Source organism: Zobellia russellii, from assembly GCF_044597075.1.
GTDB lineage: Bacteria > Bacteroidota > Bacteroidia > Flavobacteriales > Flavobacteriaceae > Zobellia > Zobellia russellii.
On sequence record NZ_CP139000.1, the window covers coordinates 887,670 to 914,305 of the forward strand.

The 26,636-nt window shown below is 38.6% G+C and carries 22 protein-coding genes and 1 riboswitch; of the genes, 8 read left to right on the forward strand and 14 right to left on the reverse strand.

From position 1 onward, the window contains the following. Nucleotides 1-129 precede the first annotated feature (129 nt). The 5 genes from SJY45_RS03715 to SJY45_RS03735 all read right to left on the reverse strand — a co-directional run bounded on the left by SJY45_RS03715 (nt 130) and on the right by SJY45_RS03735 (nt 6,100). The gene (locus SJY45_RS03715) at nt 130-822 is read right to left on the reverse strand and encodes a nitroreductase family protein (RefSeq protein WP_400073317.1); all 693 of its coding nucleotides are present in this window, start codon (nt 820-822) and stop codon (nt 130-132) included. A gap of 174 nt (nt 823-996) precedes the next feature. After that, nucleotides 997-1,857, reverse strand: a complete 861-nt coding sequence (locus tag SJY45_RS03720; RefSeq protein WP_303406590.1) for an RNA polymerase sigma factor RpoD/SigA — start codon at nt 1,855-1,857, stop codon at nt 997-999. A gap of 230 nt (nt 1,858-2,087) precedes the next feature. After that, entirely contained in the window at nt 2,088-2,651 is a 564-nt protein-coding gene (locus tag SJY45_RS03725; protein ID WP_215440382.1) for a DUF4494 domain-containing protein, read from the reverse strand. A gap of 157 nt (nt 2,652-2,808) precedes the next feature. Further along, entirely contained in the window at nt 2,809-3,939 is a 1,131-nt protein-coding gene (locus SJY45_RS03730) for a glycoside hydrolase family 26 protein (protein WP_400073318.1), read from the reverse strand. Nucleotides 3,940-4,021: 82 nt separating this feature from the next. After that, on the reverse strand, nt 4,022-6,100 hold the full coding sequence (locus SJY45_RS03735; RefSeq protein WP_400073319.1) for a helix-turn-helix domain-containing protein: 2,079 nt from the start codon (nt 6,098-6,100) through the stop codon (nt 4,022-4,024). A 221-nt stretch (nt 6,101-6,321) separates the two neighbouring features. On the opposite strand from SJY45_RS03735, the gene SJY45_RS03740 reads away from it, so the two are divergent. Together SJY45_RS03740 and SJY45_RS03745 are read left to right on the forward strand one after the other, a co-directional pair. Further along, nucleotides 6,322-6,909: an ankyrin repeat domain-containing protein gene (locus tag SJY45_RS03740; protein ID WP_400073320.1), complete on the forward strand. Its 588-nt coding sequence runs from the start codon at nt 6,322-6,324 to the stop codon at nt 6,907-6,909. Nucleotides 6,910-6,937: 28 nt separating this feature from the next. Then, nucleotides 6,938-8,047 (forward strand): acyltransferase family protein, encoded by a 1,110-nt coding sequence (locus SJY45_RS03745; protein WP_400073321.1) that lies wholly within the window; start codon nt 6,938-6,940, stop codon nt 8,045-8,047. Nucleotides 8,048-8,175: 128 nt separating this feature from the next. On the opposite strand, the gene SJY45_RS03750 is transcribed toward SJY45_RS03745, so the two are convergent. The 6 genes from SJY45_RS03750 to SJY45_RS03775 all read right to left on the reverse strand — a co-directional run bounded on the left by SJY45_RS03750 (nt 8,176) and on the right by SJY45_RS03775 (nt 16,158). Beyond that, entirely contained in the window at nt 8,176-9,516 is a 1,341-nt protein-coding gene (locus SJY45_RS03750; RefSeq protein ID WP_400073322.1) for a DUF3526 domain-containing protein, read from the reverse strand. Further along, complete coding sequence (locus SJY45_RS03755; RefSeq protein ID WP_400073323.1) at nt 9,517-10,953, reverse strand: ABC transporter permease; 1,437 nt, start codon at nt 10,951-10,953, stop codon at nt 9,517-9,519. Nucleotides 10,954-10,955: 2 nt separating this feature from the next. Continuing rightward, nucleotides 10,956-13,454, reverse strand: a complete 2,499-nt coding sequence (locus SJY45_RS03760; RefSeq protein ID WP_400073324.1) for a TonB-dependent siderophore receptor — start codon at nt 13,452-13,454, stop codon at nt 10,956-10,958. 5 nt (nt 13,455-13,459) lie between these two features. Beyond that, nucleotides 13,460-14,149, reverse strand: a complete 690-nt coding sequence (locus SJY45_RS03765) for an ABC transporter ATP-binding protein (RefSeq protein WP_400073325.1) — start codon at nt 14,147-14,149, stop codon at nt 13,460-13,462. Between the two features lie 260 nt (nt 14,150-14,409). Then, nucleotides 14,410-14,682, reverse strand: a complete 273-nt coding sequence (locus tag SJY45_RS03770; protein ID WP_400073326.1) for a hypothetical protein — start codon at nt 14,680-14,682, stop codon at nt 14,410-14,412. 174 nt (nt 14,683-14,856) lie between these two features. After that, nucleotides 14,857-16,158, reverse strand: coding sequence for a Na+/H+ antiporter NhaC family protein (locus SJY45_RS03775; protein WP_400073327.1), 1,302 nt, complete (start codon nt 16,156-16,158; stop codon nt 14,857-14,859). Between the two features lie 48 nt (nt 16,159-16,206). Continuing rightward, a riboswitch (SAM-I-IV-variant riboswitch) is annotated at nt 16,207-16,305 on the reverse strand. Nucleotides 16,306-16,537: 232 nt separating this feature from the next. Between SJY45_RS03775 and SJY45_RS03780 the strand changes: the two genes are divergently transcribed. Then, complete coding sequence (locus SJY45_RS03780; RefSeq protein ID WP_400073328.1) at nt 16,538-17,881, forward strand: ATP-binding protein; 1,344 nt, start codon at nt 16,538-16,540, stop codon at nt 17,879-17,881. 44 nt (nt 17,882-17,925) lie between these two features. On the opposite strand, the gene SJY45_RS03785 is transcribed toward SJY45_RS03780, so the two are convergent. Then, nucleotides 17,926-21,312 carry a hypothetical protein gene (locus tag SJY45_RS03785; RefSeq protein WP_400073329.1) on the reverse strand — a complete coding sequence of 1,129 codons (3,387 nt, stop codon included), beginning with the start codon at nt 21,310-21,312 and terminating at the stop codon, nt 17,926-17,928. 304 nt (nt 21,313-21,616) lie between these two features. On the opposite strand from SJY45_RS03785, the gene SJY45_RS03790 reads away from it, so the two are divergent. The 4 genes from SJY45_RS03790 to SJY45_RS03805 all read left to right on the forward strand — a co-directional run bounded on the left by SJY45_RS03790 (nt 21,617) and on the right by SJY45_RS03805 (nt 24,895). After that, nucleotides 21,617-22,207: a 2'-5' RNA ligase family protein gene (locus SJY45_RS03790; protein WP_400073330.1), complete on the forward strand. Its 591-nt coding sequence runs from the start codon at nt 21,617-21,619 to the stop codon at nt 22,205-22,207. A 198-nt stretch (nt 22,208-22,405) separates the two neighbouring features. Next, the gene (locus tag SJY45_RS03795) at nt 22,406-23,005 is read left to right on the forward strand and encodes a DUF6642 family protein (RefSeq protein ID WP_400073331.1); all 600 of its coding nucleotides are present in this window, start codon (nt 22,406-22,408) and stop codon (nt 23,003-23,005) included. 485 nt (nt 23,006-23,490) lie between these two features. After that, the gene (locus SJY45_RS03800; RefSeq protein ID WP_215440402.1) at nt 23,491-24,522 is read left to right on the forward strand and encodes a S1 family peptidase; all 1,032 of its coding nucleotides are present in this window, start codon (nt 23,491-23,493) and stop codon (nt 24,520-24,522) included. 160 nt (nt 24,523-24,682) lie between these two features. Then, nucleotides 24,683-24,895: a hypothetical protein gene (locus SJY45_RS03805; protein WP_400073332.1), complete on the forward strand. Its 213-nt coding sequence runs from the start codon at nt 24,683-24,685 to the stop codon at nt 24,893-24,895. 13 nt (nt 24,896-24,908) lie between these two features. On the opposite strand, the gene SJY45_RS03810 is transcribed toward SJY45_RS03805, so the two are convergent. Together SJY45_RS03810 and SJY45_RS03815 are read right to left on the reverse strand one after the other, a co-directional pair. Next, nucleotides 24,909-25,265: a hypothetical protein gene (locus tag SJY45_RS03810; protein ID WP_400073333.1), complete on the reverse strand. Its 357-nt coding sequence runs from the start codon at nt 25,263-25,265 to the stop codon at nt 24,909-24,911. A gap of 18 nt (nt 25,266-25,283) precedes the next feature. Beyond that, nucleotides 25,284-25,796, reverse strand: coding sequence for a LysR family transcriptional regulator (locus SJY45_RS03815; RefSeq protein ID WP_400073334.1), 513 nt, complete (start codon nt 25,794-25,796; stop codon nt 25,284-25,286). A 126-nt stretch (nt 25,797-25,922) separates the two neighbouring features. Between SJY45_RS03815 and SJY45_RS03820 the strand changes: the two genes are divergently transcribed. Beyond that, entirely contained in the window at nt 25,923-26,624 is a 702-nt protein-coding gene (locus SJY45_RS03820; protein ID WP_400073335.1) for an aspartate/glutamate racemase family protein, read from the forward strand. Nucleotides 26,625-26,636: the final 12 nt, after the last annotated feature.

The window sequence follows — 26,636 nt, forward strand, 5'->3', positions numbered from 1 at the left end:
GTAAATAGTGCATTTAAAAGGTTTGCAAAGGCGAATATTCAGATAACTTAAATATAGCAATAAAGATATATTCATAAAAAATGCCCAAACTGCGGCACTTCAATATTTTTAGAATTCTGAGTTAAATTCCTACTCATAAAACTCCGCCACCTCATCCAAAGGTTTTCGCTCAATATCCGGCACGTATGTGGGTGATTTCGGATAGCCTACGGGCAACAATAGAAATGCACGTTCATTACTGGGGCGGTTCAGCAATTTGGCCAGAAAATTCATAGGGCTAGGGGTGTGGGTCAAAGTGACCAGACCTGCGTTGTGTATAGCGGTTATGAGCATGCCACAGGCAATACCCACAGATTCATTTACGTAGTAATTGTTTATTTTTTCGCCTTCATCACCAAGGTCATGTACCTTTTTAAACACCACGATCAACCAAGGGGCAATTTCCAAAAAGGGTTTGTGCATGTCCGTGCCCAGAGGTTCTAAATCTTTTTTCCAACGGTCGCTCATCCTACTTTCGTAACTTTCTTTTTCTTCGGCCTCGGCGGCTTCCTTAATTTGGGTTTTAAGGGCAGGGTTGGAGACCGCACAAAACGTCCATGGTTGTTTATGGGCTCCGGAAGGGGCTGTGGAGGCGGTTTTGATCAAGTTTTCTACCACTTCTTTAGGAACCGGAGTATCTGCATATTCCCTAACCGAACGGCGTTGGTCCAACAAGGAATAAAAAGCTTCGCTCTGTTTGGCCAGTTCTTCTGGAGAAAGTGGATTTTCTTGGTAAATAACGTGCGGGTGACCGTTAACGGTAATATAGGATGGAGATGACATGGTTCTGAATGCTATTTAATATCGCGTTTGACCCAAAGGTATCGATTTTTCAGAAGTTTGAGCGCGCCATTTTTTGGAGCAATTGCATCTTAGCGTACGTTCGTCTTCCTCCATACATCAAAAAAAAGTCCGACGTATAGTAGTCGGACTTCTCATAATGCTATTTATGCAATGCTACAGATAAGCCTGAAGAATATCGGTCTTTCTACGGTTTCTAAGGATTCTAATGGCTTTTTCCCTGATCTGTCTTACACGCTCTCTGGTAATATCAAAGAGTTCACCAATTTCGCTCAGGCTCTTTGGGTTTCGCTCACCAATACCGTAGTATAATTTAATAACCTCACTTTCCCTGTTGGGCAGTGAACTTAAGATAAGGTCAAGGTCCGTCTTTAGTGAATCGTTCATCATGTTGGCATCCGGACTGGTGGCATCGGTAGATTGAATTACTTGATACAGATTGGAAGATTCACCCTCTTGAAAAGGCGCATCCATAGACAAATGTTTTCCGGAATTCTTTAAAGCCGTTTTTACCTGTGTGGCGCTCATGTCCAATTCACGGGCAATTTCCACGGCACTTGGCGGTCTCTGGTGCGATTGTTCCAAAGAGGAGTACACCTTGTTTATTTTACTTATTTGGCCAATTTTGTTCAAGGGTAACCGTATCATACGGGAATGTTGTGAAATGGCTGATAATATAGCCTGTCTGATCCACCATACGGCATAGGAGATAAATTTAAAACCACGTGTCTCATCAAAACGTTTAGCGGCTTTTACCAGCCCTATATTTCCTTCGTTAATAAGGTCCGAGAGTAGTAGTCCGCTTCCTTGGTATTGTTTGGCGGTAGAAACCACAAAACGTAAATTGGCGTTTACTAATCTATTTAGGGCAACCTGATCTCCGTTACGTATTCTTCTAGTGAGCTCTACTTCCTCATCTGCAGTAATCAATTCTATTTTTGATATTTCTTGAAAGTACTTTTCTAAGGATTTAGTGTCTCTGTTCGTAATTTGTTTCGTGATCTTCAGTTGCCTCATATATTTTGATTTATTTTTAATTCGTTACTATATAATACAATTTTTATTGAATTAATCCTAATAATTTTGCAGATAATATGAATATTTTTCAAACAAAATGAGTTACGTAACAATTTTAAAGAATACTACATGAAGTTCGCGGTTCCACACGAATTGTGCCGAGTATAAAACGTAAAAAAGGCTGCCCGAGAAGAAACCGGACAGCCTTTTTATATATTTATAGATGGAATTTATTCTTCCTCTCCGCCAGAAAGTACATCTGCTAATTCCAGCTCCTCATCCATGTCAAGGTTTACGGGAACCGAATTTTTTAATGCGGTGAATTTCTCCAAACGCTCCATTTCATCTTCTTCACCTGAAAAATAAGGGAAGACATCCATTATAGGCGATTCCGATATGGCGGGAATGGTATATTCTCCCATGGTATCCTTCATAACGCCCACCGTATTATCATACGCTTCCTTTACGTCATTGGCCTGTACCAACAGATATTGGTTGGTTTTACGTTCCTTACCGCTTTCCTCGTCAAAAGCAATTAAAGACACCCTGGATTTGAACCAACGGTCCGAATTTTCAAAAGGGTGAATCTCCGCATAATTGGCCACTTTAATATTGGTGATCTTTATTTCATCCGTATCACTTAAATACACGGACATTTCTTCCGTAATTCTGCTCTCGGCCTCAGTATAGGAAATAGCATCTACCAAAAAAGGTTCTGTCTTTACCTTTTGTGTTCCCGATGTTTCGTCTAGCTTTCTATATTTTACTTTACACTCGTACCACGTTGCACTCATAACTTTTTCTTTTAGGGGAGCCAAATATAGGGGTAAGCATTAGTCGGTAAAATCAAAAAAGGGAATAGATATTCACAATTTCAAGTTCCGTTTTACACCCCTTTAAGCACGAGGGAGTTAGGGATTTTAGTCCGTACGATTTTCCCAATAGTTAGGTCTATTGAATATCCTTATTTAGAAGAATGAGGTCTTTGTCCACAAATTTCTTGAACGAGTTTTCAGAGGAATGCCCCAGAAAGGGAACGTAAAAATGGGTCTTGACGGCATTACGCCAGACCATGGCATAGGTAATGCCACTGCTTCTAATGGCCTTGTACAAGTTTTCCGTATACCAATCTGGTTGTGGTAAGTTCTCTAGACCGGTTTCGGTAAGTGCAAAGAGCATGTTCTTTTCCATGGCGATCCGCTCAACGATTTTTAGGTTATGAATCGCTTTTTGTAAAAAGCCACCGTTTTCAAAATCATAGACATCAATACCCAAAAGGTCTACATAGGCATCACCGGGATAGTTTTTTAAATACTCCTCCCTACGCGAAAATTGATTGGGCGCATAGATGTACAGTAAATTATGAACATTATAATCTTCCGTAAGAATAGTAACCGTATCCCTGAACAATTGTTTAAACTCCTCTGTTGTTCTTAGGCCTTCTCCCCAAAAGAAAAAATCGCCGTTCATCTCGTGCCACGGTCTAAATAGTACCGGAATTGGGTTTCCGCTGGAATCTTTTAAATCGTTGAAAAATAGGGCCAAACGCTCCATATGCTGAAGAAACACTTTACGATGCGAACCATTTTCCAACATTTGGGTTACTGCGGGAACCTTACTAAACGAATTTTGCCTTGTAATAGGATTGCTTGCATGCCAGGAAATGGTTATGATGCTTCCGTTTTCATGGGCCTTTACAATAAATTCCTTTCTGAAATCCCTGAAGGAGAGATTGGGATTTAATGGGTCATTAAACTCTAAGCTTTCTAAATCAAAGCCAATAACGGCAGGGAAATCTTGGGCAATAGCACTAAAATCGCTTTCCAGGCTATTGGGGTCAAACGCTTCAATACCACCGCCAATAGCTTCTTGTTGACCAAAGGCGATACCCTGCTGTGTTATGGACCGTAACCGTGTGTGTAGGTCTTTTGCTTCTTGAACCAAGTTGGGGTCCGCAAAGGACACCTCACCAACTACTTCTGCCGGAACGCGTATGGCATTGGGGTCAAATAAATTATCATCGGTAGTACAGCTAAAAAAAAAGAAAACACTGAAAACCACTACCACCAAACCCTTATTCATCAACGTTTTTTTTGACTGTGTCGTGAAAAGAAAGCTAAACTAACGGGGAAAGGCTCTATTTTCGCTAGAAAGTACTGATTTTCTAGAGTAGGTTTTTGGTTTCCAAGGTTTCTTGGAGCCGATTGTGGTTCTCCCAAAACCGATCTTCGATTTTTTGTATTACGGATTTAAATTCGGGATGCTTTTCTAAAGGCTCAATCACGGGATCCAATTTCATAAACAATAAAATCCAATACTGATAATGGTTTTTGTCGGCAAATTCCCTGAGCTGGTCAATAGCCAGATCCAGTTTTCCCTCATGGACATATCTCACGGCCATACTGGCCGGCTTATAAATGGATTGATCTTGCTCACAGTAGTCTACATACAATTGGAAAAACCGGGAAGCTTCTTTGGTAAGTCCCATTTTTTCATACACTACGGCAAGTTTAATATCTTCTTGGGGGTAGATTGCCAATCCTTTTGTTGTTCTAATTTCATCAAACCGTTTGTAATAGTGATAAGCACTGTCGTATTCCCTTTTAAAATAATGCAACTTGGCGGTTTCCTGTAAAATATCCAAACGGGCAGGGTCTTTTTGCAATTCCCTTTTAATATGGGTAAGGGTTTGTTGCAAATCCCTGTCTTTAGCATACAAAATATAAGCCTTTACATAAGGTGCATAGTAATTTTGCGGGTCAAACTGTAGAGACTTTTCTATATAGCTTAAAGCCTCTTCCGTAAAGCCCGATTGAACCAGGGCGTTGCCCAAATTTAGATAGATGTAACTCTTTCCTACGGAATCATTGGCAGCAATATCCAATTGAATTCCCTTCAGGGCATATTCCAAGTATTTCCCGGTATCCGGAATTAAATTGGAATAGAGAAGCGCCAGCATCTGTACCACCGCCGACGAATTTGGATTGTATTCCAAGGCTTTTTGAAGGTGGGGCACTGCCAAACGATAATCGCCAGTATGTTGATAGTAAAGGGCTTTGGCAATAAGGCTTTCAGTGAGTTTAGAATCGTACAAAAGTGCCTTATCAGCGTAGTTGTTAATCTTTTCTGTGTACTTCTTTTCCTTTTTATAAAGGTCCAAATAATAGTAGGTAATGGCCAGATCGGCATAGACCAAGGCAAATTCAGGATCCTCTTCCAGAGCTTTTTCAAACAAGGGAATAGCTTCTTGTAAGCCTGCTTCCGTTCTTTGTATAAAAGGTTCTTGAGCCTTTAGAAAATAATCATATGCCACAAGGTTATCGGTAGGTTTTTTATCGATTTGTTCCCATTCCGAAGGGGTAACATTGGCCTCAACGGCGTTGGCGATTTTTTTGGCCACTTCGTTCTGCAGGGCAAAGATGTCTACCACCTCGTGTGTATATTGTTGTCCCCAAATACGGGAATCGGTAGCGGCATCTATCAACTGTATGTTCAGCAGTACCTGATCGCCCACTTTCTGCCCGCTGCCCTCCACAATATAATTGACGCCTAAATCAGAGGCTATCTCTCCGATGTTCTTATTAGAATTACGATATTTTTCTGCCGACGTACGACTAACCACCCTTAGGTCTTCAATCTTCTGCAAGTTCCCCAATGCCGCCTCCATCAGACCGTTTACAAAATAGAGATTGGTAGAGTCGCTGCTCTCGTTTTTAAAGGGAAGTACCGCAATTGATTTTTCAATTTCTGGAAGCGCTCTCTTTTGGGCTTCAGAAGAACTTCTTTTTTGAATCACTAAATAGAGGAAGACCAACAATAGGGGAATTCCTATCGCTACGACCCATTTGTATTTTTGCAAAAAGGAAGGTTGGTGGATTGTTTCTTCGGGTGGAGCGAGTGCCTCGATGGCCTTTTTTCCCACTTCCCCAGGAGGGTAACCATAAGCCTCCCTAAAGCATTTGATAAAATAGGAAGTACTACCAAAACCCACACGATAGGAAACCTCGGAAACCGTAAGGTCGGAATCCTTCAACAGCTCCATCGCCTGTTGTAGGCGTATCTGCCTGATAAACTGACTAGCAGATAGTTGAGTCTGTTTTTTACATTTCCGCAAAAGGTTGGACCGGCTCATGTGCATGGCTGCTGCCAGTTCCGATACTCCAAAATGCTCATCGCTCAAATTCGCTAAGACCAAGGCTTCGGCCTGCTCAGTAAAAGGACTTTTTTTAAACGGGTCTGGCATGGTATTTTTTTGGTGGCTGGCCATTGGTTCAAACAAATATAAATGAATACGCGCCAAGATAAAAATAAGGGAGTTGCGTCATAGTTTATAGGGTTGCATCATAATTTTTATCGCTTCCGCAAGGCTTATATACATTGCCCCATAGGTGATTAGTACTGCGTCAGCGTTCGATGGACCTTTGAAACATCAAATAAAATGTTGAATCACTAAAAAGTAAAATCATGAGAAAACAAGAAAACCGTCCCGCTAAACAAATGAGTTATCTACTACTTATTATTGCCATGTGCTTAGCCGCCTGCGGACAACAAAAACAGAAAAGCAATGATCAAGCGATAGCCAAGACCGAAGTAAGCGCACCGGATATTCCCCTAACACAGGCCGTGATAACTGGTAACCTAGAAGCTGTTAAACAGCATATTGAGGCCGGTACCGACCTTAACGAAAAAGATGCCCTAAGTGGGGCGACCCCTCTAATCTCGGCCATAACCTTTGATAAAATAGAGATTACCGCGGCCATTATCGATGCCGGTGCCGATCTTGAAATAAAAAACAACGACGGTTCCACCGCCCTTCATGTAGCCGCATTTTTTGGTAGGGTAGAACTGGTACAGTTACTAATGGATGCCAAGGCCGACAAAACGGCCAAGAATAACTATGGGGCCACCGCCCGGGAAACGGTCTCCGGACCTTTTGAAGACATGAAGCCCATCTATGAAATGATGCAACAGCAATTGGGGCCTATTGGATTGGACCTAAACTTGGCCGAACTGGAAAAGGCACGTCCTGTCATTGCAATAATGCTACAATAACCCAATAACCATTCAAGAAACGACAGTCATGAAAACCGTTAGACGTTACGATATAGACTGGCTAAGGGTCATCGCCATAGCCTTATTATTAATCTACCATATAGCCATTGTTTTTCAGCCCTGGGCCATGTTCGTTGGTTTTGTACGCAGCGAAAACGCCCTTGAAGGATTATGGGTACCCATGACCATGCTCAACGTTTGGCGCATTCCAATCCTGTTTTTTGTATCGGGAATGGGACTCTTTTTCGCCATGCGAAAGCGCAACTGGAAACAACTGATAGGGGAACGCACCCAACGTATCCTTGTGCCCTTCCTATTTGGTATTGTGGCCATTTCACCCTTGCACATGAATCTTTTTCAAGCGTTCTACAAACAATCTTTAAGTTACTACCCCCATACGGGCCATCTGTGGTTTTTGGGCAATATTTTTATTTATGTCCTTCTATTTCTACCTGTTTTTCTTCTATTGAAACATCGTGGAGAAAGGCTTAAAAAGCTATTGGAGAAACTTATGGGTAACGTGGTGGGGCCACTGACCGTATCTTTATTCTTTGTACTGGAGGCCATTTTGGTAAAGCCACAGATTTATTCGCTCTATGCCGAAACCTGGCACGGCTTTTTTCTGGGAGCCCTAGCTTTCTTTTTCGGATACCTGTTCGTCTATATAGGCAGTGCGTTCTGGAACACCTTGAAAAAATGGAAATGGGCCTATTTGGCACTCGCTGTAGGCTTGTACACCCTGCGACTAATATCATATCATATGGAAGCCCCTGGCTATTTGATGGCCATGGAATCTACCTGTTGGATATTCGGTATTTTTGGACTCGTGTTCCACTACCTTAACAGGCCCAGCCGACTATTGGAATATTTAAGCAAGGCGGCCTACCCGGTGTATATTATCCATATGTTCGCGTTGTATTTGGGAGCTTGGTTGATTCTTCCCTTACAAATACATCCTGTCTTACAGTTCATTGTCATTACCGTTTTTACCTTTACAATCTGTTTTATCCTCTATGAGTCTTTAATTCGTAGAAATGAGGTTTTACGACCTTTGTTCGGACTACGAATGGAAAAATGGCCAAAGCAAAAATCATTGGAAGGTAATCCTACGTCCAAAGAAGCCAGTACTTATCCATAGCTGAGACCGGGCTCCGATAGAAAGAAGCCATTCTGGCGGCTTAAGGGATGGTGATATGCAATTGGAGCAAGAAAGCAGTTTCTATTTTAATGAAATAAAAAAGGGCCGAAAAATATCGGCCCTATCACTTATAATTTCTTTAGGTTCATCCTTCCTAAAACCCCTATGACAAGGGTTATAAATAAGGTGGGGAGTATTAATTTTAGCCAACTAAAACTCCGGTTGGCTTCATAAAATTTAATGTTATAGTTTTTCCAATCTACAGATTCAGCCGGTTGGTTTTTAAAGATTTTGGGATAAAAATCCAAGCGTAGCTTTTCATGAAACTCGGTAAGTTGTTTTAAAAACCCCAAGTGACTGATCATATCCGTTCCGGCCAAATGATTAAAACTGAGTTGCGCATGCATGGTAGGAACAAAAAGCGCCACTGTTTCGCTTACCGTGTTTCGTAACATTACTTTTTCGGTCATTTCGGTACTGGTATCATAAGATTCTAAATCGCCCATATGCTGCATACCGTAATACCAAAGCCAAGAAAATTCATCTTCGGGAACAGGATAATTTTTAAACTGTGGGTAAGCTTCCAAAAACCCGTCCATTGTAGCGCTTTTTTCCAAATCCCATTTTTCATGGTAGCCATCGCGTTGTTCAACCATGGCATCCAATGCTTCGGGAACTTGATATTTGTTCAGCACATAATTATTAATCATTGCGGGAAATAAAATGGTCAAGACCACCCAAATAGATATCAATGCCAGGGCATTAAAACTAGAACTCTTTAAAAACGAAACCATCCAAAAACAGAGCGTACTCCAAAATAATAGGTACAAAAGGCTTTGTAAAAATATACCCCAGAAATTTTGGTCCATCGGTATTTGTAGGATAACGCTCGATAGGAGCAGAAGCACTACGAGCACCGCAAAAACAAAGAGTACCCTAACCAAGAGTTTTTTGAGTAAAAAGGCCGCTTTTCCAGAAGTTTGCGCGGCCAAAATACGCCACGTACCCCATTCCTTTTCTTCAGAATATAAATTAAAGGTCATGGCTATCAATACTAAAGGAAACAAATAGATAATGACAAACCCCAAATCTAAATTTCCCGACATGAGCAAAGACGGATTCTCAAAATCGGTATCATATTTTTGCCCTTCCAGACCGCGAATGGTGACTGCTTGCAATAGCGGATTTACATCACTCTGACCAATAGAAAGAGCGTTTATATTGGCTGGTTTCTTAATTAAGGTAAAACGAAGGTAATACAACAACAATCCCAGGTCATCATTATGATAGGTTACATTTTTATGTATACTTTCTTCCTGAAACTTTTGAGCGGCAACAATAGTGTTCTCCTGTTTTACCAAATACTGCTTGCCAATTAGAATACTGATAAGACCAACACTCATGAGCAACACCAGACTTACCAAGAATATTTTCGTCCTAAAAAATGATTTAAACAATAAACTATACATTTATATGGCTTTTAGGTTAATTGATAATCTTAAGAGTCCAAATAGCGCCAAAACACCCCACAAAAGCAGCGCTATGATGGAGATGAGCTCGTTCTCAAAAAGTTCCGAAATACTTAGAAATTCATAATGAAATGGCGGAAAATTTTTCCAGTAATCGCTGGAAATAACATCCGGTCCCGCTTTACCCTTGTTAGGAATCAAATCCATTTGTAACTGGTTCATTTCCTGCGCTAAATCATATCGATAATTTTCTGCCTGATCCTTAAAATGTAGAAAAGATTGAAAATCGGTTCCCGAGAAGGCCATGGATAGATTTTTAATAGCCGTATATGGGTTGATAAAAGCAGAATACCGTTCTAGATTGTTCTGTTTTCCGTAGACTTCATACAGCTGACTTTGGTGTTTGTGATACACCGCAGCACTTAAGGCCTCGCCTTTTGCCATTACAAACCCTCCATAGTTAAAGGGAAGGTCTGCCACATCGGTAACATTATTGGCCGCAAGGACGGAATCTTTTAAAGCCTTAAAATGCGGATCGTCCGGATTATGGCTATCCCCAAGTTGAACCAAATCGTGTTCTACCGCAGTCTCCATTTCTATTTTTGAGGGTGTAGGGTAGAGGTAATACCCCATTGCCTGCAATGATTTTGGAACGATAATGATGAACAGCAACCAAATACCCAAGAGCTTCACCAATGCCCCCTTAGCAGTTTTACTAAATGCCGATACAAAAACGGTAATAGCGCCTAGAATGCCAAAAAAGAGGAGGTAGGAAACAAAAAGTACCAAATACCTTAACAAACCACCGGCATGTACTTCATGCCGTTCCAATACCATAAAAAATAGGAGCACGAGAAAGACGGAAAAAAGAAAGATCAAGGACAAACTCCATAGTCCCAACCATTTTCCAAAAACAATTTCTTTTCTGGTAATACCTTGGCCTATCAGTAATTTTAAGGTGCCGTTTTCCCGTTCCTGAGCTATGGTGTTGAACCCCAGATAGAAAATTAAAAGGGGTACGATTACCTTTAATAACATGGCTAGACTAACTTCTCCGAAACGCAATAAACCGGTGGACATGCTTGCTTCCGAAAAATTGACGGTATTCTGTTTGTGCGCCTCCAAAAACATGGCGTTGCCCACAAAATTTTCCATCCCGAGGTCAAAAATACTTAGTACATGCTTAATTCTAAAGGCAAACGAACCGTAATGGGCCATTCTATGTGGATGCTTGTCCGGATTGTTTTCCCAACTTTCTTGAACCTCATGTTGAATTTCATGGCGGGTATGGTTTTGGTCGTTATAATTCTGCCATCCGCTATAGGCCGAAAATAATAATAGTCCACCCATTAGCACCGAAGCTATTAAGAGCACTTTATATCTAAAGGCATCTTTCCATAATTGGCGCGCCAATAGATAGATTACATTTTTTCTCATACTTAGAATTTATAGGTTGCATTCAGCAATACATTTCTTGGAGCTCCAGGCCCCAATCTAGATGGGTTTAGCCCACCTAACCAATATGTTTCATCAAATAAGTTGTTGAACTTTAAGGTCAATTGCATTCCTGTGTTATTTGGCTTATAATAAACCGCAGCATCAAATACGGTATAGGAAGGGAGGAGTAGTCTATCCGTATCATAAGTAGGGTTATACCATGTATACCGCTCATCCATATACTGGGCACCCAAACCAATTCCGATACCTTTTAAGGTTTGATTGGTGAAATCATAACGACCCCAAATATTTGCATTATGCTTAGGGGCACCACCAATAGGCTCGCCAATGAATTCCTCTATGGCATCCTCAATAATTTCGGCATCGGCAAACCCATAAGATGCCGTAAGTTGAAAGTTCGAAGCTATATAACCGGATACATCCATTTCAAAACCTCTACTTCTTTGTTCACCTCTGGTGGTTAGGTTGTCCAAATCATAGGTGTCTCCAAGAAGGATGTTTTTTTGAGTAATATTGAAAATGGCAAGGTTGGCGAATATTTTTCCGTTTAAAAATTCTCCTTTTGCGCCAAATTCCGTCAAGCTACTTTCCAACGGATCAAATCTACTTGGGGAAGTGGCCCAAAAGAAACCTTCTGCCGTTGGTGATAAAGAAACTGTATTGGTGTGCGGTTGAAAGCCTTCTAGGTAAGTGGCATATGCACTAACGGTTTTTGTAACTTCATAGGTTAGACCGAATCTAGGTACAATGGCATCGTTTGTAAACTCTTGCTCATCTCCTTCATAATCAAAAATATCCGTAAAACGCTCATATCGTAAGTTTACCAAAGCTGAAAATTTTCCCACCTTAAACTGGTTTTGAATATAGAAACCATTTGAAGTATTTAGGTTTGCAGGAATACTTAGTTCCGCAAGATTGTACGCATTGGTATTCCTAGCGCCGTTAAAAGGGTCTTCTAAGTTAAAATGAGGAACCGCAGGCACGGGTATGGTAACACCATCTACCACCGTTTGCTGAAAGTTATCCGGATTACTGGGGTCATAATTAGCCTGACCACCATCTACCGTTAAGTATCTTCTGGCACGAAGGAATCCGGCTCCAATTTTCCGCTCCCAACGTGTAGCATCATAACCCACCAAGGTTTTATTGGTAATCTTATCGGTTTTTATGTCATAAGTAAAATAGGTACTAAAGTTGTCCGTTTCCCAAAATTGCTGTCTCTCATCATATCGCATTCGCGCCAGCGTAGGAATTACATTCCCATCAATATCCACGGCTGCACCATCCACTCTATGCTCGGCTAAATCTTCGTCCCAGGTTTGTTTCATGTACTGTGCATTGAAACCTAACCGATCCGTAAACCTTTTGCTAAAGTTCGCCATTAAAATGAGCTCTTTATTTTTGTAGTGATCGCTTGAAGCACCCACGTTCATTGTAATTGGAGTACTATCTATATCATAGTTCCCATTTATAGCGCCAAAAATAGGTTGGCCTCTATCTAAGTTACCTTCGGCATTGCTATAAATCATCTCTACGTTAAGTGAGGTAGTCTCGTTTGGAATATAACTTAAAGAAGGTGTAAAAAGAATAGCATTATTGTTCACAACATCCCTAAATGAATCCGCCTCTTGAATTGCAGCATTTAAACGATATAACAGGGTTTTAGATTCGTTTAAGGGTCCCGTAAAATCGGCTGTAGCCCTTATGGTTCCAAAACTACCCGTAGTTAAAGAAACCTCATTACGTTTTTCAGCCAATGGTTTTTTGGTAACCATGTTTACAGTACCACCGGGATCTGCACTCGAAAAAGTAACCGATGAGGGACCTTTTATCACTTCAACACGTTCTAAGTGTGAGGTAATAGGCTGAAGGAAGTAATATTGACGGGTACGCATTCCGTTTAATACTTGTCCGTCATCCGCTTGCGTAATACCACGAATATTATAGTGATTGTACAACCCTGTAACGGAAACATTACTTACCGTCTTAACGGCATCGGGTACCTGAAAGGCAAGACGATCCGCAATTAATTCTTTGGTTACAGAAGTAATGGCTTGTGGTAGCTCTTTGTTGGCAATGGCCACTTTTGTAGCCGAGAACGAATAATCACTATTATAATCCGTTCTTGCCCGACCAACCACTTCTACGGACTGTAGCTGTTCTACATTTTCCTGCAATACCAAAGTTCCTAAATCGTAATCTTTTAACTCATCAAAGGTTTTTTTAATGGAAATAGACTTCATCCCTATGTAACTCACCGTCAGTTGAAAGGTGCCGGTTTCCGAAATCTCAAAACTAAAATTTCCGTTCGCTTCGGTGGTGGTTCCCCTTTTATTTCCCCTAGCCGTATTGGAAAATGAAACAGTGGCCCCATAAACGGGTAATCCGTTCGTATCGTTAACCTTACCATTCACTTTTATTTGACCGTACGTTGCGTTGCACAGTAGTAAGGCCAGTATTATTTTTATATAGTGGTTCATCTTTTCTAAATTGTTTCTAGGTAAAGTTGGTTTAATTCATTTGCGTTAATTTCATTGGCCTTTAACTGTTGGGCCAAAACTCCTTCTTTCATAATACCAATGGTGGTGCCCAGTTCTACGGCATTAAAAATATCGTGGGTGGCCATAAAGATGACCTTACCCATACTGGCAAGTTCCTTACAGATTTGAGTAAATTCCGCTGTGGCTTTAGGATCAAGGCCAGAAGTGGGCTCATCCATGAAAATAACTTCGGCATTTTTGGCCAGTGCCACAGCAATACCCACTTTTTGCCGCATTCCCTTAGAGTAGGAGGAGAGCCTTTTATGCTGTGCATCCAACTGCAGGCCTGTTTTAGATAGAAACGCTTCCAGCTCTGCCGTGGTGTATGTGAATCCTGCTAAACGGCTAAAGAAATCCAAGTTTTCTACGCCACTAAGGTTACCATAAAGTTGTACCGTTTCGGGAATATATGCGGTAAGTTTATTAGTATTGTCCTTTCCTACTTCTTTATCGGCAATAAAGGCTTGGCCGCCATCTTTTGATATAAAGCCTAAAAAAATATTGATCGTAGTGGTTTTTCCTGCGCCGTTCTGACCCAAAAGACAAAATATTTCGCCTTTGGAAACTTCAAACGAAACGTCTTTTAAAGCTGCCTTTCCTTGATAAGACTTGCTTATGTTCGTTGCTTTCAACATAATGGTATAACTAAATTAAGAGTATAGGTAAATCGTGTAATCATCCTTATACACAGCAATTTGCGGCATTAGGATATAAATGAAAATAAGATGTCCTTACGAAAAATACAGGTCCATATGTATATTCAACACTTAGCTTTCAGCATACCGTATTCGGGTGTGCGACAAATCAAAAGAAGTGTGACAAACAAAGAATATGACGAATGAAAAGGGCATACCGGTCCTATAAAAATTGACGGTACTACATACAAAATGGACTGTTAAACTTGTGGAGGAGGCCGCGTAAAGCGATTATTGCCTAAAAATTGGTTCTCAAAAACAAGCTGTGGCGCATTGCTGGAGAACTTTTGTTCAAAAAAATAGAATTCCGTTTGCGGTAGAACAGGAGATTCCGTTTTTAAAAGCGGTGTAAAATTAACCGCTGTGGTAATGTGACAAACCTCGCAATGTTGCGCGTCGGAATCGTCAATATGATGCGTAAGCGCATGCAGTCCTGCCACTTTGAATACCAAAAACAAAGCGACAAAAAACATAGAAACAAAATTCTTGCTGCTTTTCATCATAAGCGACAAAAGTAAATAATACTTTAAATTATTAATGAGAATTTGAACAAAAATTACTTCGGTATCAATTTAATCGCAGTTGGAGTATAAGGATATAAAACTTCGTGAGAACACTACAAGGGCCATTTTATCTTCAAAACATGCTTAGCGGACACGTAATGGTATAAAGTTTATGAATACGATGGTGTAAATGGACAACAAGAGTAAATACCAGGTATTGGAAACCAAATCTATATAGTCAATCTTTCCGTTTGAAAAGCTTAAAATCATTAAAACCTGAGCTCCATAGGGCAGTAGACCTTGAAAAATACAGGCAAAAATATCTAAAATGGAAGCGGTTTTCTTGTTATCCAATCCGTATTCATCATTAATGGTTTTAGCAATGGGGCCAGCAATGATGATAGAAACCGTATTATTGGCAATCGCCATATTAATAGTACTCACTAATGAGGCAATACCTAGCTGTGCCGTTTTTTTGTTCTTGATAAGCTTCTTTATGTTGACCAGTATAAACTCTATGCCTCCGTTTCGTTCTACTAAAGCAGCCAATCCTCCTGTTAATAGAGACAACAAGAAAATTTCTGTCATGTTCGTAAATCCAGAATAGGCAATTTTAGTAGATTCTATAAGGGTAAAATCACCATAAACAATCCCCAAAAGTCCAGCGAATACTGAACCTAATAGTAAGGTTACAAAAACGTTCACTCCTACAATAGATAGAACAATGACCAAAAGATAGGGCATAATTTTGATGATGGAATAACTATAAACTACAGTCTCCGTTTCGGCGGACTTTAATCCCAAACCTTGAAAGATTAAAATAGCTATAGTGAATAGGGCAGCGGGTACGGCAATTTTAATGTTCTGCTTGAATTTATCACTCATTTTACAACCTAAGGATTGTGTAGCGGCAATGGTAGTATCCGAGATTACCGATAAATTATCGCCAAACATGCTACCACCTAACAGTGCACCACATAAAATGGCCAAATCCGCACCGCTCTTATCGGCAAATCCCACTACAATAGGAGCCAAAGCAACAATGGCACCCACCGAAGTTCCTGTAGAAACCGATAAGAACCCTGCAATAATAAAAATGCCAACGTAGATGTATTGAATGGCTATAAAATCCAATCCCATATTAACAATGGCATCAACACTACCGGTTTCGTTGGTAATTGCAGCGAATGCACCTGCTAACAAGTAGATCAAACACATGGTTAATATTTTATCATCTCCACAGCCTTTTAAAACGGTTTTTATTTTAGAATTTATAGATTGCCCAAACATTAGGAAGGCAGCAATTATCCCCACAATTACTGCAATGGGAGCAGGTAACGCGTAGAAATCGTTTTGATATATACCCACACCCAAAAAAGTAAATACAAAAATGAATAGGGGTACGAGAGCAGAGAATTTTGGAGTTCTATCTTTGATGTTTGCCATTTCTTTCTTTATGCTAAAAAAGGAAGTAGAAGCAAATAGATAGACATATGGGTTAACATTTGTTCCAACTAATTGGCTTATCTCTTTAGCACCTTGCTCGTTATTGCAGGTTGCTATCTCCTCTTTTTGAGATTCTTGATAATTATTTAAGGCGGCAAAAATAAGGTATAAGAACTACCTGCAACTCATAAAAAGAGTTAATTTATATCATACTTTTTTTTGGTCAATTAGAAGAAATCCTAAACTTTTGAGTTAATAAGTAGTATAAATCGTATGTAAATGGTACGTCAAGTAACGTAATACATATTTTTTAACTTAGTTTGTAACTTCTAACCAAGGGATAAAAAAGTCTATTTATCTTATTATTTTTAATAGTGGAATGAAAAAACAAGACTTACACGCTGAAAATCAACTTTCAACAACCAATGAAGGTGATAACCATACAACTATTAGTCAGCTAGAAAAAGACAAAATCATTGAAAGACAACTGCGTTTTCAGGATTTGTTAATCAGTATCTCTACAAAACATATTAATTCCGATTTATCGGATATTGATAAATTGATCAGAGCATCCCTAAAGCAAATTGGCGAATTCGTAGAATCGGACAGAAGCTATATCTTTTCTTATGATTTTGTAAATAACACCACTTCAAACACTTATGAATGGTGTTCTAAAGGTATAGATCCGGAAATAGAGAACTTACAGAATGTACCTGTAGACTTTATTCCGCAATGGATAGAAGCACATAAAAAGGGAGAGCCGTTCTTTGTGGAAGATGTAAGTGAATTACCAGAAGACGGAGAACATGGTTTACGAGCCGTTTTAGAGCCACAGGGCATTAAGAGTCTAATTACTATTCCAAAAATCAAGAATAATGAGTTGATCGGTTTTATCGGTTTTGATTCTGTCAAAAAAATTAATAAGTATGATGATAATGAAAAGGACATCCTTTTTGTTTATGCCAATATGCTGGTTAATGTCATACAGCGTAAAGAGAGTGAAGAACGGATAAAGGAGCAAGAGAAGAAGAAGGAAGAACTATTAAAAAATCTATCGCTTCAAAATGAAGAATTAAGTGAATATGCCCATGTGGTATCTCATGATTTAAAAGCCCCTCTCATTAATATTCACACTTTGGTGAGTTGGTTTATAGATGACAATAAGGAAGCTTTGGGAGAGGATACCATACAACCTTTACATCAGGCCTTGTTCAATGTAGAAAAGATGAATTTCTTAATAAAGGGAATTCTGGATTATTCCACTATAGATAAAATAGAATCAGAAGACAAACAGGTTGATTTTAATATCCTCATTAAAGAAGTCTTGGAAACTATTTTAGTGCCCGGCCATATAAAGGTTACGGTTCAAGAGAACATGCCAAGTTTGTACGGGAATACCTGGAGATTTAAGCAGGTTATTCAAAACCTGATTCAGAATGCAATAAACTATGGCGATAAGGAACAGGGCACCGTAGATGTGGGCTATATTGATAAAAGTGACCATTATGAGTTTTTTGTAAAAGATAATGGTATTGGGATCAAATCCGATTATTTTGAAAGAATATTTAAAATCTTCACCAAATTAGAAAGCACTGGTTCCTCATCTGGAATAGGTCTGTCCATCGTTAAAAGAATCATTAAATATTATAACGGTTCCATTTGGTTAGAAAGTGAAGAGGGCGTAGGCACCACCTTTTACTTTACACTTTTGAAGACCACGTAGGTGTTGGTTCCTATGAATAATATATTTAAATCTCTATTGCCGTTTTATTGGCTACAGCTACCGTATGAAATATCGTTTACTGTAGGATTATAAGCATTCTGTTCAATGAATACATCCGTATAACTGCCATTGATCATAAAATTGGTTAATGCGCAAAAATCGGTTAAGTTATAATTGCCTCCATAGGCCATATTAAAATCTTCATCAAACGATGCCCCAATAGTAATCACGCCACCAACAGAGCTAAGATTTTCAAAGCCGTTCAATGAGGTAATCTTATTCTCATGTAGCGATAAATCAGAACCTACTGTAGTAAGGTTTTCTAAATCCATTATAGTTGCAAGCTTATTATTTCTATACACCTCTAATTTATATTGTACAGATGCAATGTTGTTTAGTCCTTTTAGAGAAATAAGTTCGCTGTTTTTTGAAATTTGTAAATGACCGTTAACCGCAGTAACGTTTTCCAAGCCTTCAAGTGTAGCTAGTTTTGCATTGTTCCTAACAACCAAATCACCTTTTAACGCTGTAACATTATTTAAGCCTGCAAATGAAGTAAGTTCAGAATTGGTCGTAATTTGTAATCCTACGGTATTATATTCGCTACCATAAAGCGTAATACCTTGTCCGATTGAATTTAAACTATTCAGTCCTTGCAGAGAAGTTAGTCCCATGTTCTGGGTAATAATAAGCGCAAGATCAATAGATGTAATATTCCCCAAGCCAACTAATGAGGTAAGGCTTTGGTTATCAGCAATTCTTAATTCCCCATTTATCCTAGTTAAATTATCCAGACCCGACAAAGAAGTAAGATCAGAATTATTACTGATGTTTATATATCTACCCTCTATGGCCGTAAGATTATTTAAGTCCGTAATATTGGTTAAATTGCTGTTATTGCTAATAGTCAAACGATTGCCGATAGATGTAAGATTTTGTAAACCTTGCAAATTGGTTGCCGCTGTTTTAGAAATGGTCAATGAGCCACCAATTGTAGTTAAGTAATCCAGGTTTGCAAGTGAGGTAATAGTTGGTGTAGCAGTATCCATTATAATCACATCTCCAGTAACTTCGGTATAGCCTATTGTTCCAAAGTTCTCTATGTCTTCCTGAGAGGTTAAAGTAATGGAGCCTTCGTATATACCACCGCTTTGGGGCAGTTCTTCACATTCTCCGTTATATATATCATTAAAAGATGGATTGTATTTATTATTTGAGATACTTACTGTACTAAAAGTACCGGTTGTGAATAGATTGGTCAGTGCACAAAAATTTTCAAGTTTAGGGTTGGGACGGAAACTATCACCTATTACGGTTTGGTTGCCAACTGAATTAAGATTTTCCAAACCTGTAAGAGATAATAGATTTTCATTACCCCTAATATGTAAATTTCCTCCAACAGAAATTATATTATCCAATCCAGTTAGTGTGTTAAGCTTATTATTATTTCCGATGGTTAAGCCGTTCCCAACTGAGGTTACATTGTTCAAGCCTTGTAACGTAGTAAGATTATTGTTGTCCAATACAAACAAATATTCCTGAACTGAAGTTATGTTTTCTAATCCTGTTAGTGTAGTAAGGCTACCGTTACCATTTATTTCAATTCCATTAAGAGAAGTTAAGCTTTCTAAGCCTGTTAGCGACGTAAGTTTAGTATTTATTGTAAACCGTAGATTACCTCCTATAGAACTTAAATTTTCAAGTGCAGATAACGTAGTTAGATGTATATTAAAAATGAAAGCCAAATTACTGCCAACAGTTTCAAGTTTTTCTAAACCATTTAAGTTTTTAGCTCCTGTTTCTATATAAAATTCCCCTCCAACAACCATTAGGCTAGATAAACTTTCTAAGGAGGTAATGCTCTGTTGCCCATCTAGCTTTATATCTCCAGTAATCTCACTATAACCAAAAGCACCAAAAGCATCTACTTCTTCTTGAGTGGTCAAGGTTATTGACCCTTCATATATAGTACTTCCTTGATTAGGGCAGGTTTGTATTTGTCCTAAATTGGTAATACCATTCGCAATACTGGATAAGGTAATTTCATCTGAAGTTTCATCGGTATCAACATCTACTACAACAATGACGTAGTCCGCGTCATTACAATACACTAATTGTTGTTCAATTTCACCATTAGTTATGGGGAGTATTTTAAAGTCACTTATATCATTAGTGGAATGTATAAAAGCATAACCATTGGTCAAAGGCGCATTGTTACAATTGGTTACGGTAGCGGATAAGGTTGTGATGGAAACATCTGCCAAGTCGTCTATATTAATGGTGATGTTCAAACCATCTTCTGTAAAAGGACCAAATTCTTTAGACCCTGCCGGGCTTTCCGGATCACAATCACTAAACAAGGTAATTTCAAGGGTTTCTTCTTTAGGGAAAAGACCACAATTTTGACCCAGTTCATTTGTATAACCGGAATATACAAGCTGATCATTGGAAGCCCTGGTAATTTCAAAATAAGAGTTAGGTAATGCTCCGTTTTGTTTCAACTCAAAGCACGCCCTAATAGTGTTTAACGGTAAATCGCAATTCCACCAGGTAAAGTGAGATACTTCACCCACATACTCTCCGTCTATAATTGTTGCAGCACCTTGTTCTTTCCAATACCCAACAGCTTCATCAAAATACCAAAGTGGTATGGATGACGGAGCATTTGGTGTGCTAGAAGAAACAGGAAAATATAGTTTTGCAGGCGTATCTTCTGAAATATTCAAAATCTCTCCATTAGGGGAGTATAAGTTAACAGACAGCATACCGTAGGTTTCCATAGCAGTGGCTTCGTTATTTTCCCTTTTTCCAAAGAGGGAACCTGGCATTTGGGAAAACGTTTCTGTTTGGTTGGGTTCCAAATAATGCATAGAAACTTCTACTTTTCCGTTATATGGAGCCCCGGAAGCATCTATAAAACTTCCTCCAAAATTTACCTTTGCACCATTATCCAAGCTTACCTCCGAGGTTTCACCAGAATTCACGGTCTCAATAGTATTCTTTTTAAGTAGCGTAATATTTACAACATTACTACCGTTGGCCGATGGTACTATACTTCTGGAACCTAAAATATAGCCTTCCGTTTCTGCTTTGATATAAGCAAATTTTTCATTTACAGTAACCTCATTTAAGACAAAGACACCTTTAGCGTCTGTTATTACAGATTGACTCCCGATGGTTACCTTCACTTGCCCTAAAGGCTTAGCGTCAATATCCGTGATTTCTCCAATAAAATTACTTGTTAGGGCAGCTCCAAAATTTTTAGCCTCAAATTCTATATCGCTAATGGCATCAATAGCTACTGTTGTGGTATCTACCGCAATGGTATCATTTATAACCTCATTTACTAAAGTTTTTTCTAAAGAATCATCATCATTTGTGCAAGAAGTGATTAATACACAAACTAATATAAGAGCTTGTAAGTACTTCATGGGGTGGGGTGTAGGTTGGTTTTGGTTTAGTCTTTATATCAGCCCGTAAGCGGATACTAAAGAATTATATAAACTAAAAACACTAAAAAAGATTGTATCTGCCGAGTTTTACTCCAGTATTTTCGATGATCGGTAATGAGTTGAAACCTAGCCACAAATGAGATTTTTATCTTGAATGTCGTTGTTATGCAGGTTAGAAACATGGGTGAGGATATGATATTATTTTTTGGAATAAATCCAACTTTCAGTATAAATTCCATATTTTAGGAGTTTTTACTAATATTGATGAAACCCTCATTACGCAATGCACAATTTAGAGTTGGAAAAACGAACATGGTGTTTAACGGAAGGTCTTAGAGAGTACCTGATTATTATTAGTCCGCCAGCTCATATCCAAAGTGACCTGTTCGATTTTAAAAAAGATTTTATGTGTCGTTTTGGTACAGCCAGATATATTCATTCCATAGCCCACATTAGCCTAAGCAATTTCATGATTGAAAGTATTCCGGAGCTAACCATTTTAAATGAATTGCGTTATGCTTTGGGAGGTAAAGAGCGATTTGAAGTTCATGCCAATGGGTTTCAAAAATTTATTGGCTCAAACACTTTATGTATAGGTGTTATGGGAGCCGAAATTATCAAGCTTCAAAACCTTATGGCGGCAGTGTTGAGAAAGAGAGCGAAAATTGGTAACAGGGGCACTCAGAAAATAGGAGTCCCTCATATGACTATTGCAAGTAAAATTCCGGATTTAGAATTTGACCGAAGCTGGGCGTACTTTCGAGAAAAATCATATTCCAAAGTTTTTATTGTAAACAAGATAACCGTATTGAGGAAAAATCATTCATTGGGAGAAAAGGTATATAAGATGGCATTTGAAATTGAGTTGGAATAGTACTTTCAGCAAATTAGATTAACGATACGTAAGGGCCATTTTTAGCTGTATATTATTCACTTATATGGACATCTTTCCATAGATGCCGGATCCCAATTATATATAAAGATAGTAATGAATTTAATCCAAAAAACGCTTAAAAGAATGGCTGGGTTATTTTAATTTTGCGTTTCGTTCACCCAGTTTAAATTCAAGAGCTTGCTAGAGAAAAGACCTCAGTTGCCCCAAGAACAACCATTAGATGAAGACCATTTTGTGTACTGTTTAGAGGGAGTAGAAGATATAGATTCCCCAAAAGTTACCGAAACGCAGTTAACACTGGAGCAACTGGCCATGAAATACGGTATTGCTAGCATCTATAAAACCTGCGACACTATAGAAGGCCTAGAAGACAGCTTAAACGCACTGGTCTTAGATGACCATAATTTTAAGGACTATGAGATTATCTATTTGGTTATGGCGGGAGAAGCCAATAGCATTTGCCTAAATGGGTATTACTACAGTTTACAGGAAATTGCAGAACTGTTCGAAGGCCGGTTAAAAGGAAAGATTCTACATTTTTCCAATGCAAAAATCCTAGATCTGGACGAAGAAGAAGCACAATATTTCTTGGACATCACCAATGCTAAAGCCATCTCTGGCTACGGTAACGTCTTTAACGGTATAAGCAGTGCCAATCTGGATAAAGTATTCTTTAACTTATTTAAAGAAGATGATGATATGTTTGAGGTAGTTGAAGAGCTTCACCAAAGACATTACAATGTCTGTAAATTGCTAGATTTCAGATTGTATTATTGAATTTGAGACGAATGTCAGGCATCCTAAGATTAGCTATAATCCGATAGTGACTTTGGAGAAACGAACACTTCTAGAAAGCCATTCTAAACTTGTAAACAGACACTTATCATGCGAACCAACTAGGGGAGCGGAGTGTACTAAGTACGGTTTTATGCTATTGTTAATCTATACATAAATCCTAGCAACTCATACATATTTAGCTCATAAGCAATTGATTACATTTACTTTTGTTGTGGTCATATAAAGAAAAAGTCATTCTATCTTTTAATGATTTATAATTCACGGTATTGAAAAAGCTTTCCTGATTTTTTACAGCTGTCAGTCCGTACTTTCCTCCGACAATATCTCCCCGAGCAGTACCATCCCCCAGCAGTATTCATTTTGAATTTTAAATACCAGCGGTTTAAGATAAAAGTAAATCGTACAAACAATCGTCATGCTAACCTAGCGCTGGGAGTGTATAGTATGGCATAAAAATAAATGTTATGGTTAATCAGACATTAGATGAAAAGTCGTTAAAAATTGCAGACGTTCAAAGCAAGCATCAAGATGAGTTGCTTAGTTTGTCAAACGTGGTAGGAGTTGCCATTGGGAACAAAGTAAAGAATGGGGTGGAAACTAACAAGCCTGTACTTTCAGTACTTGTAACCCATAAATTGGACCCCAGTTTATTAACACAGAAGGATTTGGTCAATCAAAAAATTGGCGGAATCGAAACAGATGTGGTGGAAGTAGGCACCTTGTTTGCGGGTAACGCATATTGCGAAGCTCAAAAAGAAGCACAAAAAGTAGAGCCCGAAACCCGGGATGTTGCTCAAGCCAATGGGTTTGTCCCTTCTTTAACAAGAAGAATTCGCCCTGCAATGGGTGGCTTTAGTGTGGGACATTATAAAATTACCGCAGGAACTTTAGGAACCTGCTGTTATGATTTATCTCCGTTCCCGAGCAAACCGGGCAGTTACTACATTTTAAGTAACAATCACGTGTTGGCCAATAGTAATGATGCACGTATTGGAGACCCTATTCTTCAGCCAGGGCCTTATGATGGCGGAAAATATCCGCAAGATGTTATCGCAAGGTTGAGCAGGTATATTCCTATCAAATTTATTGATGGAGACAATGCACCTTGTAATTATGTAGATGCTGCTATTGCAGAAGGCAATCTGCAAGATCTGAACAGGGAAATCTATTGGGGCGGACATGTTAAACGTCTATACACAGCGCCAAAAGTAGGAGACATTGTGCAAAAGGCAGGCAGAACTACAGGCTTTACTACGGGCAAGGTGACCAATATTAACGCAACCGTTAATGTAAATTATGGAGGTGGAAGAATAGCCAAGTTTTGCCGTCAGATAATAACCACGGATATGAGCGCCGGTGGCGACTCCGGAAGTTTGGTTTGCGACACCAATGAAGGTGCCGTAGGGCTTTTGTTTGCTGGCTCCGCAACAAGAACCATAGTGAACAACATTTTATATGTGCAATCCATGTTGCGCGTAAGAGTAACGGAAATATAATGTGAATGGTCGCTTAGAAGTAACATTGAATAAAAAGCTCAGGGTGACATCTAGTTTACCCTGAGCTTTACAATTGCGCTCTGTTTTAATTATCTTTATATGAGGAGCTTGGCTGCACTTGTATAAAAACAACAAATACTAATTTTATAATAACATAACCATGAACATAGAAGACGCTTTAAAAGAGATACAATCTTGGTTACACCTTAACGGAATTGAAGGCGTGGCCCAAGGAGAATATGACGGTAAACCCTGTATAACGGTTTTTGCTTCCTTAACTGAGGTAAAAAATACGCTGCCGGAAACATACAAAGGCTTTAAGGTGGTAATAGAATCTACTACTGAATTTGGAATACAAGGAGGGGCGCTTTAAGCCATAAAGTTTTTTACATTAAAAATTCCTCTTCAAAACTTGATATAAAATCATGAATATATTTTTTATTCCGCTGTTGTTTTTTAACAACCATGTAATGTTTTCGTTTTAAACCATTTTTACCAATACGCTTAAATATCAATTCTTTTGATAATTTATAAGGTCTTAATTGCCATTTTGGAGCACACATAATACCCATATTGGCATTTATCATTGATAATGTAATTTCAGTAAACGGAATTGCAGAAATTTTGATTGGGTTTATTTTATTTGGTTTCAGAAATTGTTCATAAACGGCAACACCTTCCAAAGGAAAAGAATTAATCAACAAGTGCACATTTTCAAAATAGCTTGCATCTAGGTAATCCATTTTGTTCAAGTGGTTTTCTTAATGCATAATCGCAAAAACTTCATCTTCAAAAACTAGTATACTTGAAAGGTCTTCAGAATCAGGTTTTGAAGTTACAATTGCTATGTCTATATCCTCAGATAATACTTGTGATATGCTTTGAAGTGTTGCTCCAAGTGTTACATCAATGTCTATCTCAGGATATAGCACACCCATTTTTTGAATAAACGAGGGAATAGTATGAAAAAAAGACTGACATTCAGCACTCAATTTAATCGTACCTTTGGAGCCTTCTTTGATATGTTTTATAGCGCTAAAACCCTCTTCTATGGAGTTGAACAGTTTGTTAGCCAATTTATAAAGCTCAGTGCCTTCTTGGGTCAATTCCCATTTATTTCTTGTTCTATGAAAAACCTTAAAGCCTAATCGCTCCTCTAACTCACGTAATTGATGACTTAAAGCTGACTGCGTTAAAAAGAGGCGTTCAGTAGCATTGGCAAGACTACCTTCTTCTGCAATGGTTTTTATTAATCTGAAATATTTTAATTCCATAGGTCAAAGATACAAGACTATTTAGAGCAATGTAGTTGAGAAAATTTCAACCATAACCTCAAAAGTATTCAAATTACTTTCTTATTCAGTGTTTATCATCTAGTTAGTTTTGTCCAAAAGACAGGTATGAAAACAATAGGATTAATAGGTGGTATGAGTTGGGAATCCTCAAAACTGTATTATGAGTTTTTAAATATTAATGTAAAAGATTTATTAGGAGGCTCACATTCAGCAAAAGTTATTATGGTATCTGTAGATTTTTCAGAAATTGAAAAGTTAACGTTTCAAGGTGATTGGAAGGCTATTGGAGAACTTATGAAACTAGCGGCGCAACAGCTAGAAAGGGCCGGAGCAGATATTATTCTACTTTGTACGAATACCATACATTTAGTAAGTCATTATATCACCCAAAATATTACTATTCCTTTTTTACATATCGCTACCACTACTGGTGAGGCTATATGCGACTTAGATTTAAACAAAGTAGGTTTATTAGGCACAAAATTTACTATGGAAAAGGACTTTTATACCAAGACCTTAATAAATGATTTTGGACTTGAAGTCATAATTCCTGAAACAAATGACAGGCAGGTAGTACATGAAATTATTTATAATGAATTGGTAAAAGGACAATTCACAAAAGCTTCAAAACAAAAAGTTATTGAGATTATAAATAAAATTCAAGTTCAGGGCGCAGAAGGTGTTATTCTTGGCTGTACAGAACTGCCAATTCTAGTTTCAGAAATAGATTCTCCAATTCCCACATTTGATACTGGAAAGATTCATGCATATAAAGCTAGTGAATGGAGTGTAAAAAATTTAGCATGAATTTTATAATGA

Bases quoted from the DNA above. Each gene is read 5' to 3' on its own strand.
- SJY45_RS03815 (WP_400073334.1), bottom strand. From the start codon at position 25,796: ATGGAATTAAAATATTTCAGATTAATAAAAACCATTGCAGAAGAAGGT.
- SJY45_RS03780 (WP_400073328.1), top strand. From the start codon at position 16,538: ATGAAAAAACAAGACTTACACGCTGAAAATCAACTTTCAACAACCAAT.
- SJY45_RS03730 (WP_400073318.1), bottom strand. From the start codon at position 3,939: ATGAATAAGGGTTTGGTGGTAGTGGTTTTCAGTGTTTTCTTTTTTTTT.
- SJY45_RS03770 (WP_400073326.1), bottom strand. From the start codon at position 14,682: ATGTTTTTTGTCGCTTTGTTTTTGGTATTCAAAGTGGCAGGACTGCAT.
- SJY45_RS03805 (WP_400073332.1), top strand. From the start codon at position 24,683: ATGAACATAGAAGACGCTTTAAAAGAGATACAATCTTGGTTACACCTT.
- SJY45_RS03745 (WP_400073321.1), top strand. From the start codon at position 6,938: ATGAAAACCGTTAGACGTTACGATATAGACTGGCTAAGGGTCATCGCC.
- SJY45_RS03735 (WP_400073319.1), bottom strand. From the start codon at position 6,100: ATGCCAGACCCGTTTAAAAAAAGTCCTTTTACTGAGCAGGCCGAAGCC.
- SJY45_RS03800 (WP_215440402.1), top strand. From the start codon at position 23,491: ATGGTTAATCAGACATTAGATGAAAAGTCGTTAAAAATTGCAGACGTT.
- SJY45_RS03755 (WP_400073323.1), bottom strand. From the start codon at position 10,953: ATGAGAAAAAATGTAATCTATCTATTGGCGCGCCAATTATGGAAAGAT.
- SJY45_RS03725 (WP_215440382.1), bottom strand. From the start codon at position 2,651: ATGAGTGCAACGTGGTACGAGTGTAAAGTAAAATATAGAAAGCTAGAC.
- SJY45_RS03765 (WP_400073325.1), bottom strand. From the start codon at position 14,149: ATGTTGAAAGCAACGAACATAAGCAAGTCTTATCAAGGAAAGGCAGCT.
- SJY45_RS03720 (WP_303406590.1), bottom strand. From the start codon at position 1,857: ATGAGGCAACTGAAGATCACGAAACAAATTACGAACAGAGACACTAAA.
- SJY45_RS03760 (WP_400073324.1), bottom strand. From the start codon at position 13,454: ATGAACCACTATATAAAAATAATACTGGCCTTACTACTGTGCAACGCA.
- SJY45_RS03750 (WP_400073322.1), bottom strand. From the start codon at position 9,516: ATGTATAGTTTATTGTTTAAATCATTTTTTAGGACGAAAATATTCTTG.
- SJY45_RS03810 (WP_400073333.1), bottom strand. From the start codon at position 25,265: ATGGATTACCTAGATGCAAGCTATTTTGAAAATGTGCACTTGTTGATT.
- SJY45_RS03790 (WP_400073330.1), top strand. From the start codon at position 21,617: ATGCACAATTTAGAGTTGGAAAAACGAACATGGTGTTTAACGGAAGGT.
- SJY45_RS03775 (WP_400073327.1), bottom strand. From the start codon at position 16,158: ATGGCAAACATCAAAGATAGAACTCCAAAATTCTCTGCTCTCGTACCC.
- SJY45_RS03820 (WP_400073335.1), top strand. From the start codon at position 25,923: ATGAAAACAATAGGATTAATAGGTGGTATGAGTTGGGAATCCTCAAAA.
- SJY45_RS03715 (WP_400073317.1), bottom strand. From the start codon at position 822: ATGTCATCTCCATCCTATATTACCGTTAACGGTCACCCGCACGTTATT.
- SJY45_RS03785 (WP_400073329.1), bottom strand. From the start codon at position 21,312: ATGAAGTACTTACAAGCTCTTATATTAGTTTGTGTATTAATCACTTCT.
- SJY45_RS03740 (WP_400073320.1), top strand. From the start codon at position 6,322: ATGAGAAAACAAGAAAACCGTCCCGCTAAACAAATGAGTTATCTACTA.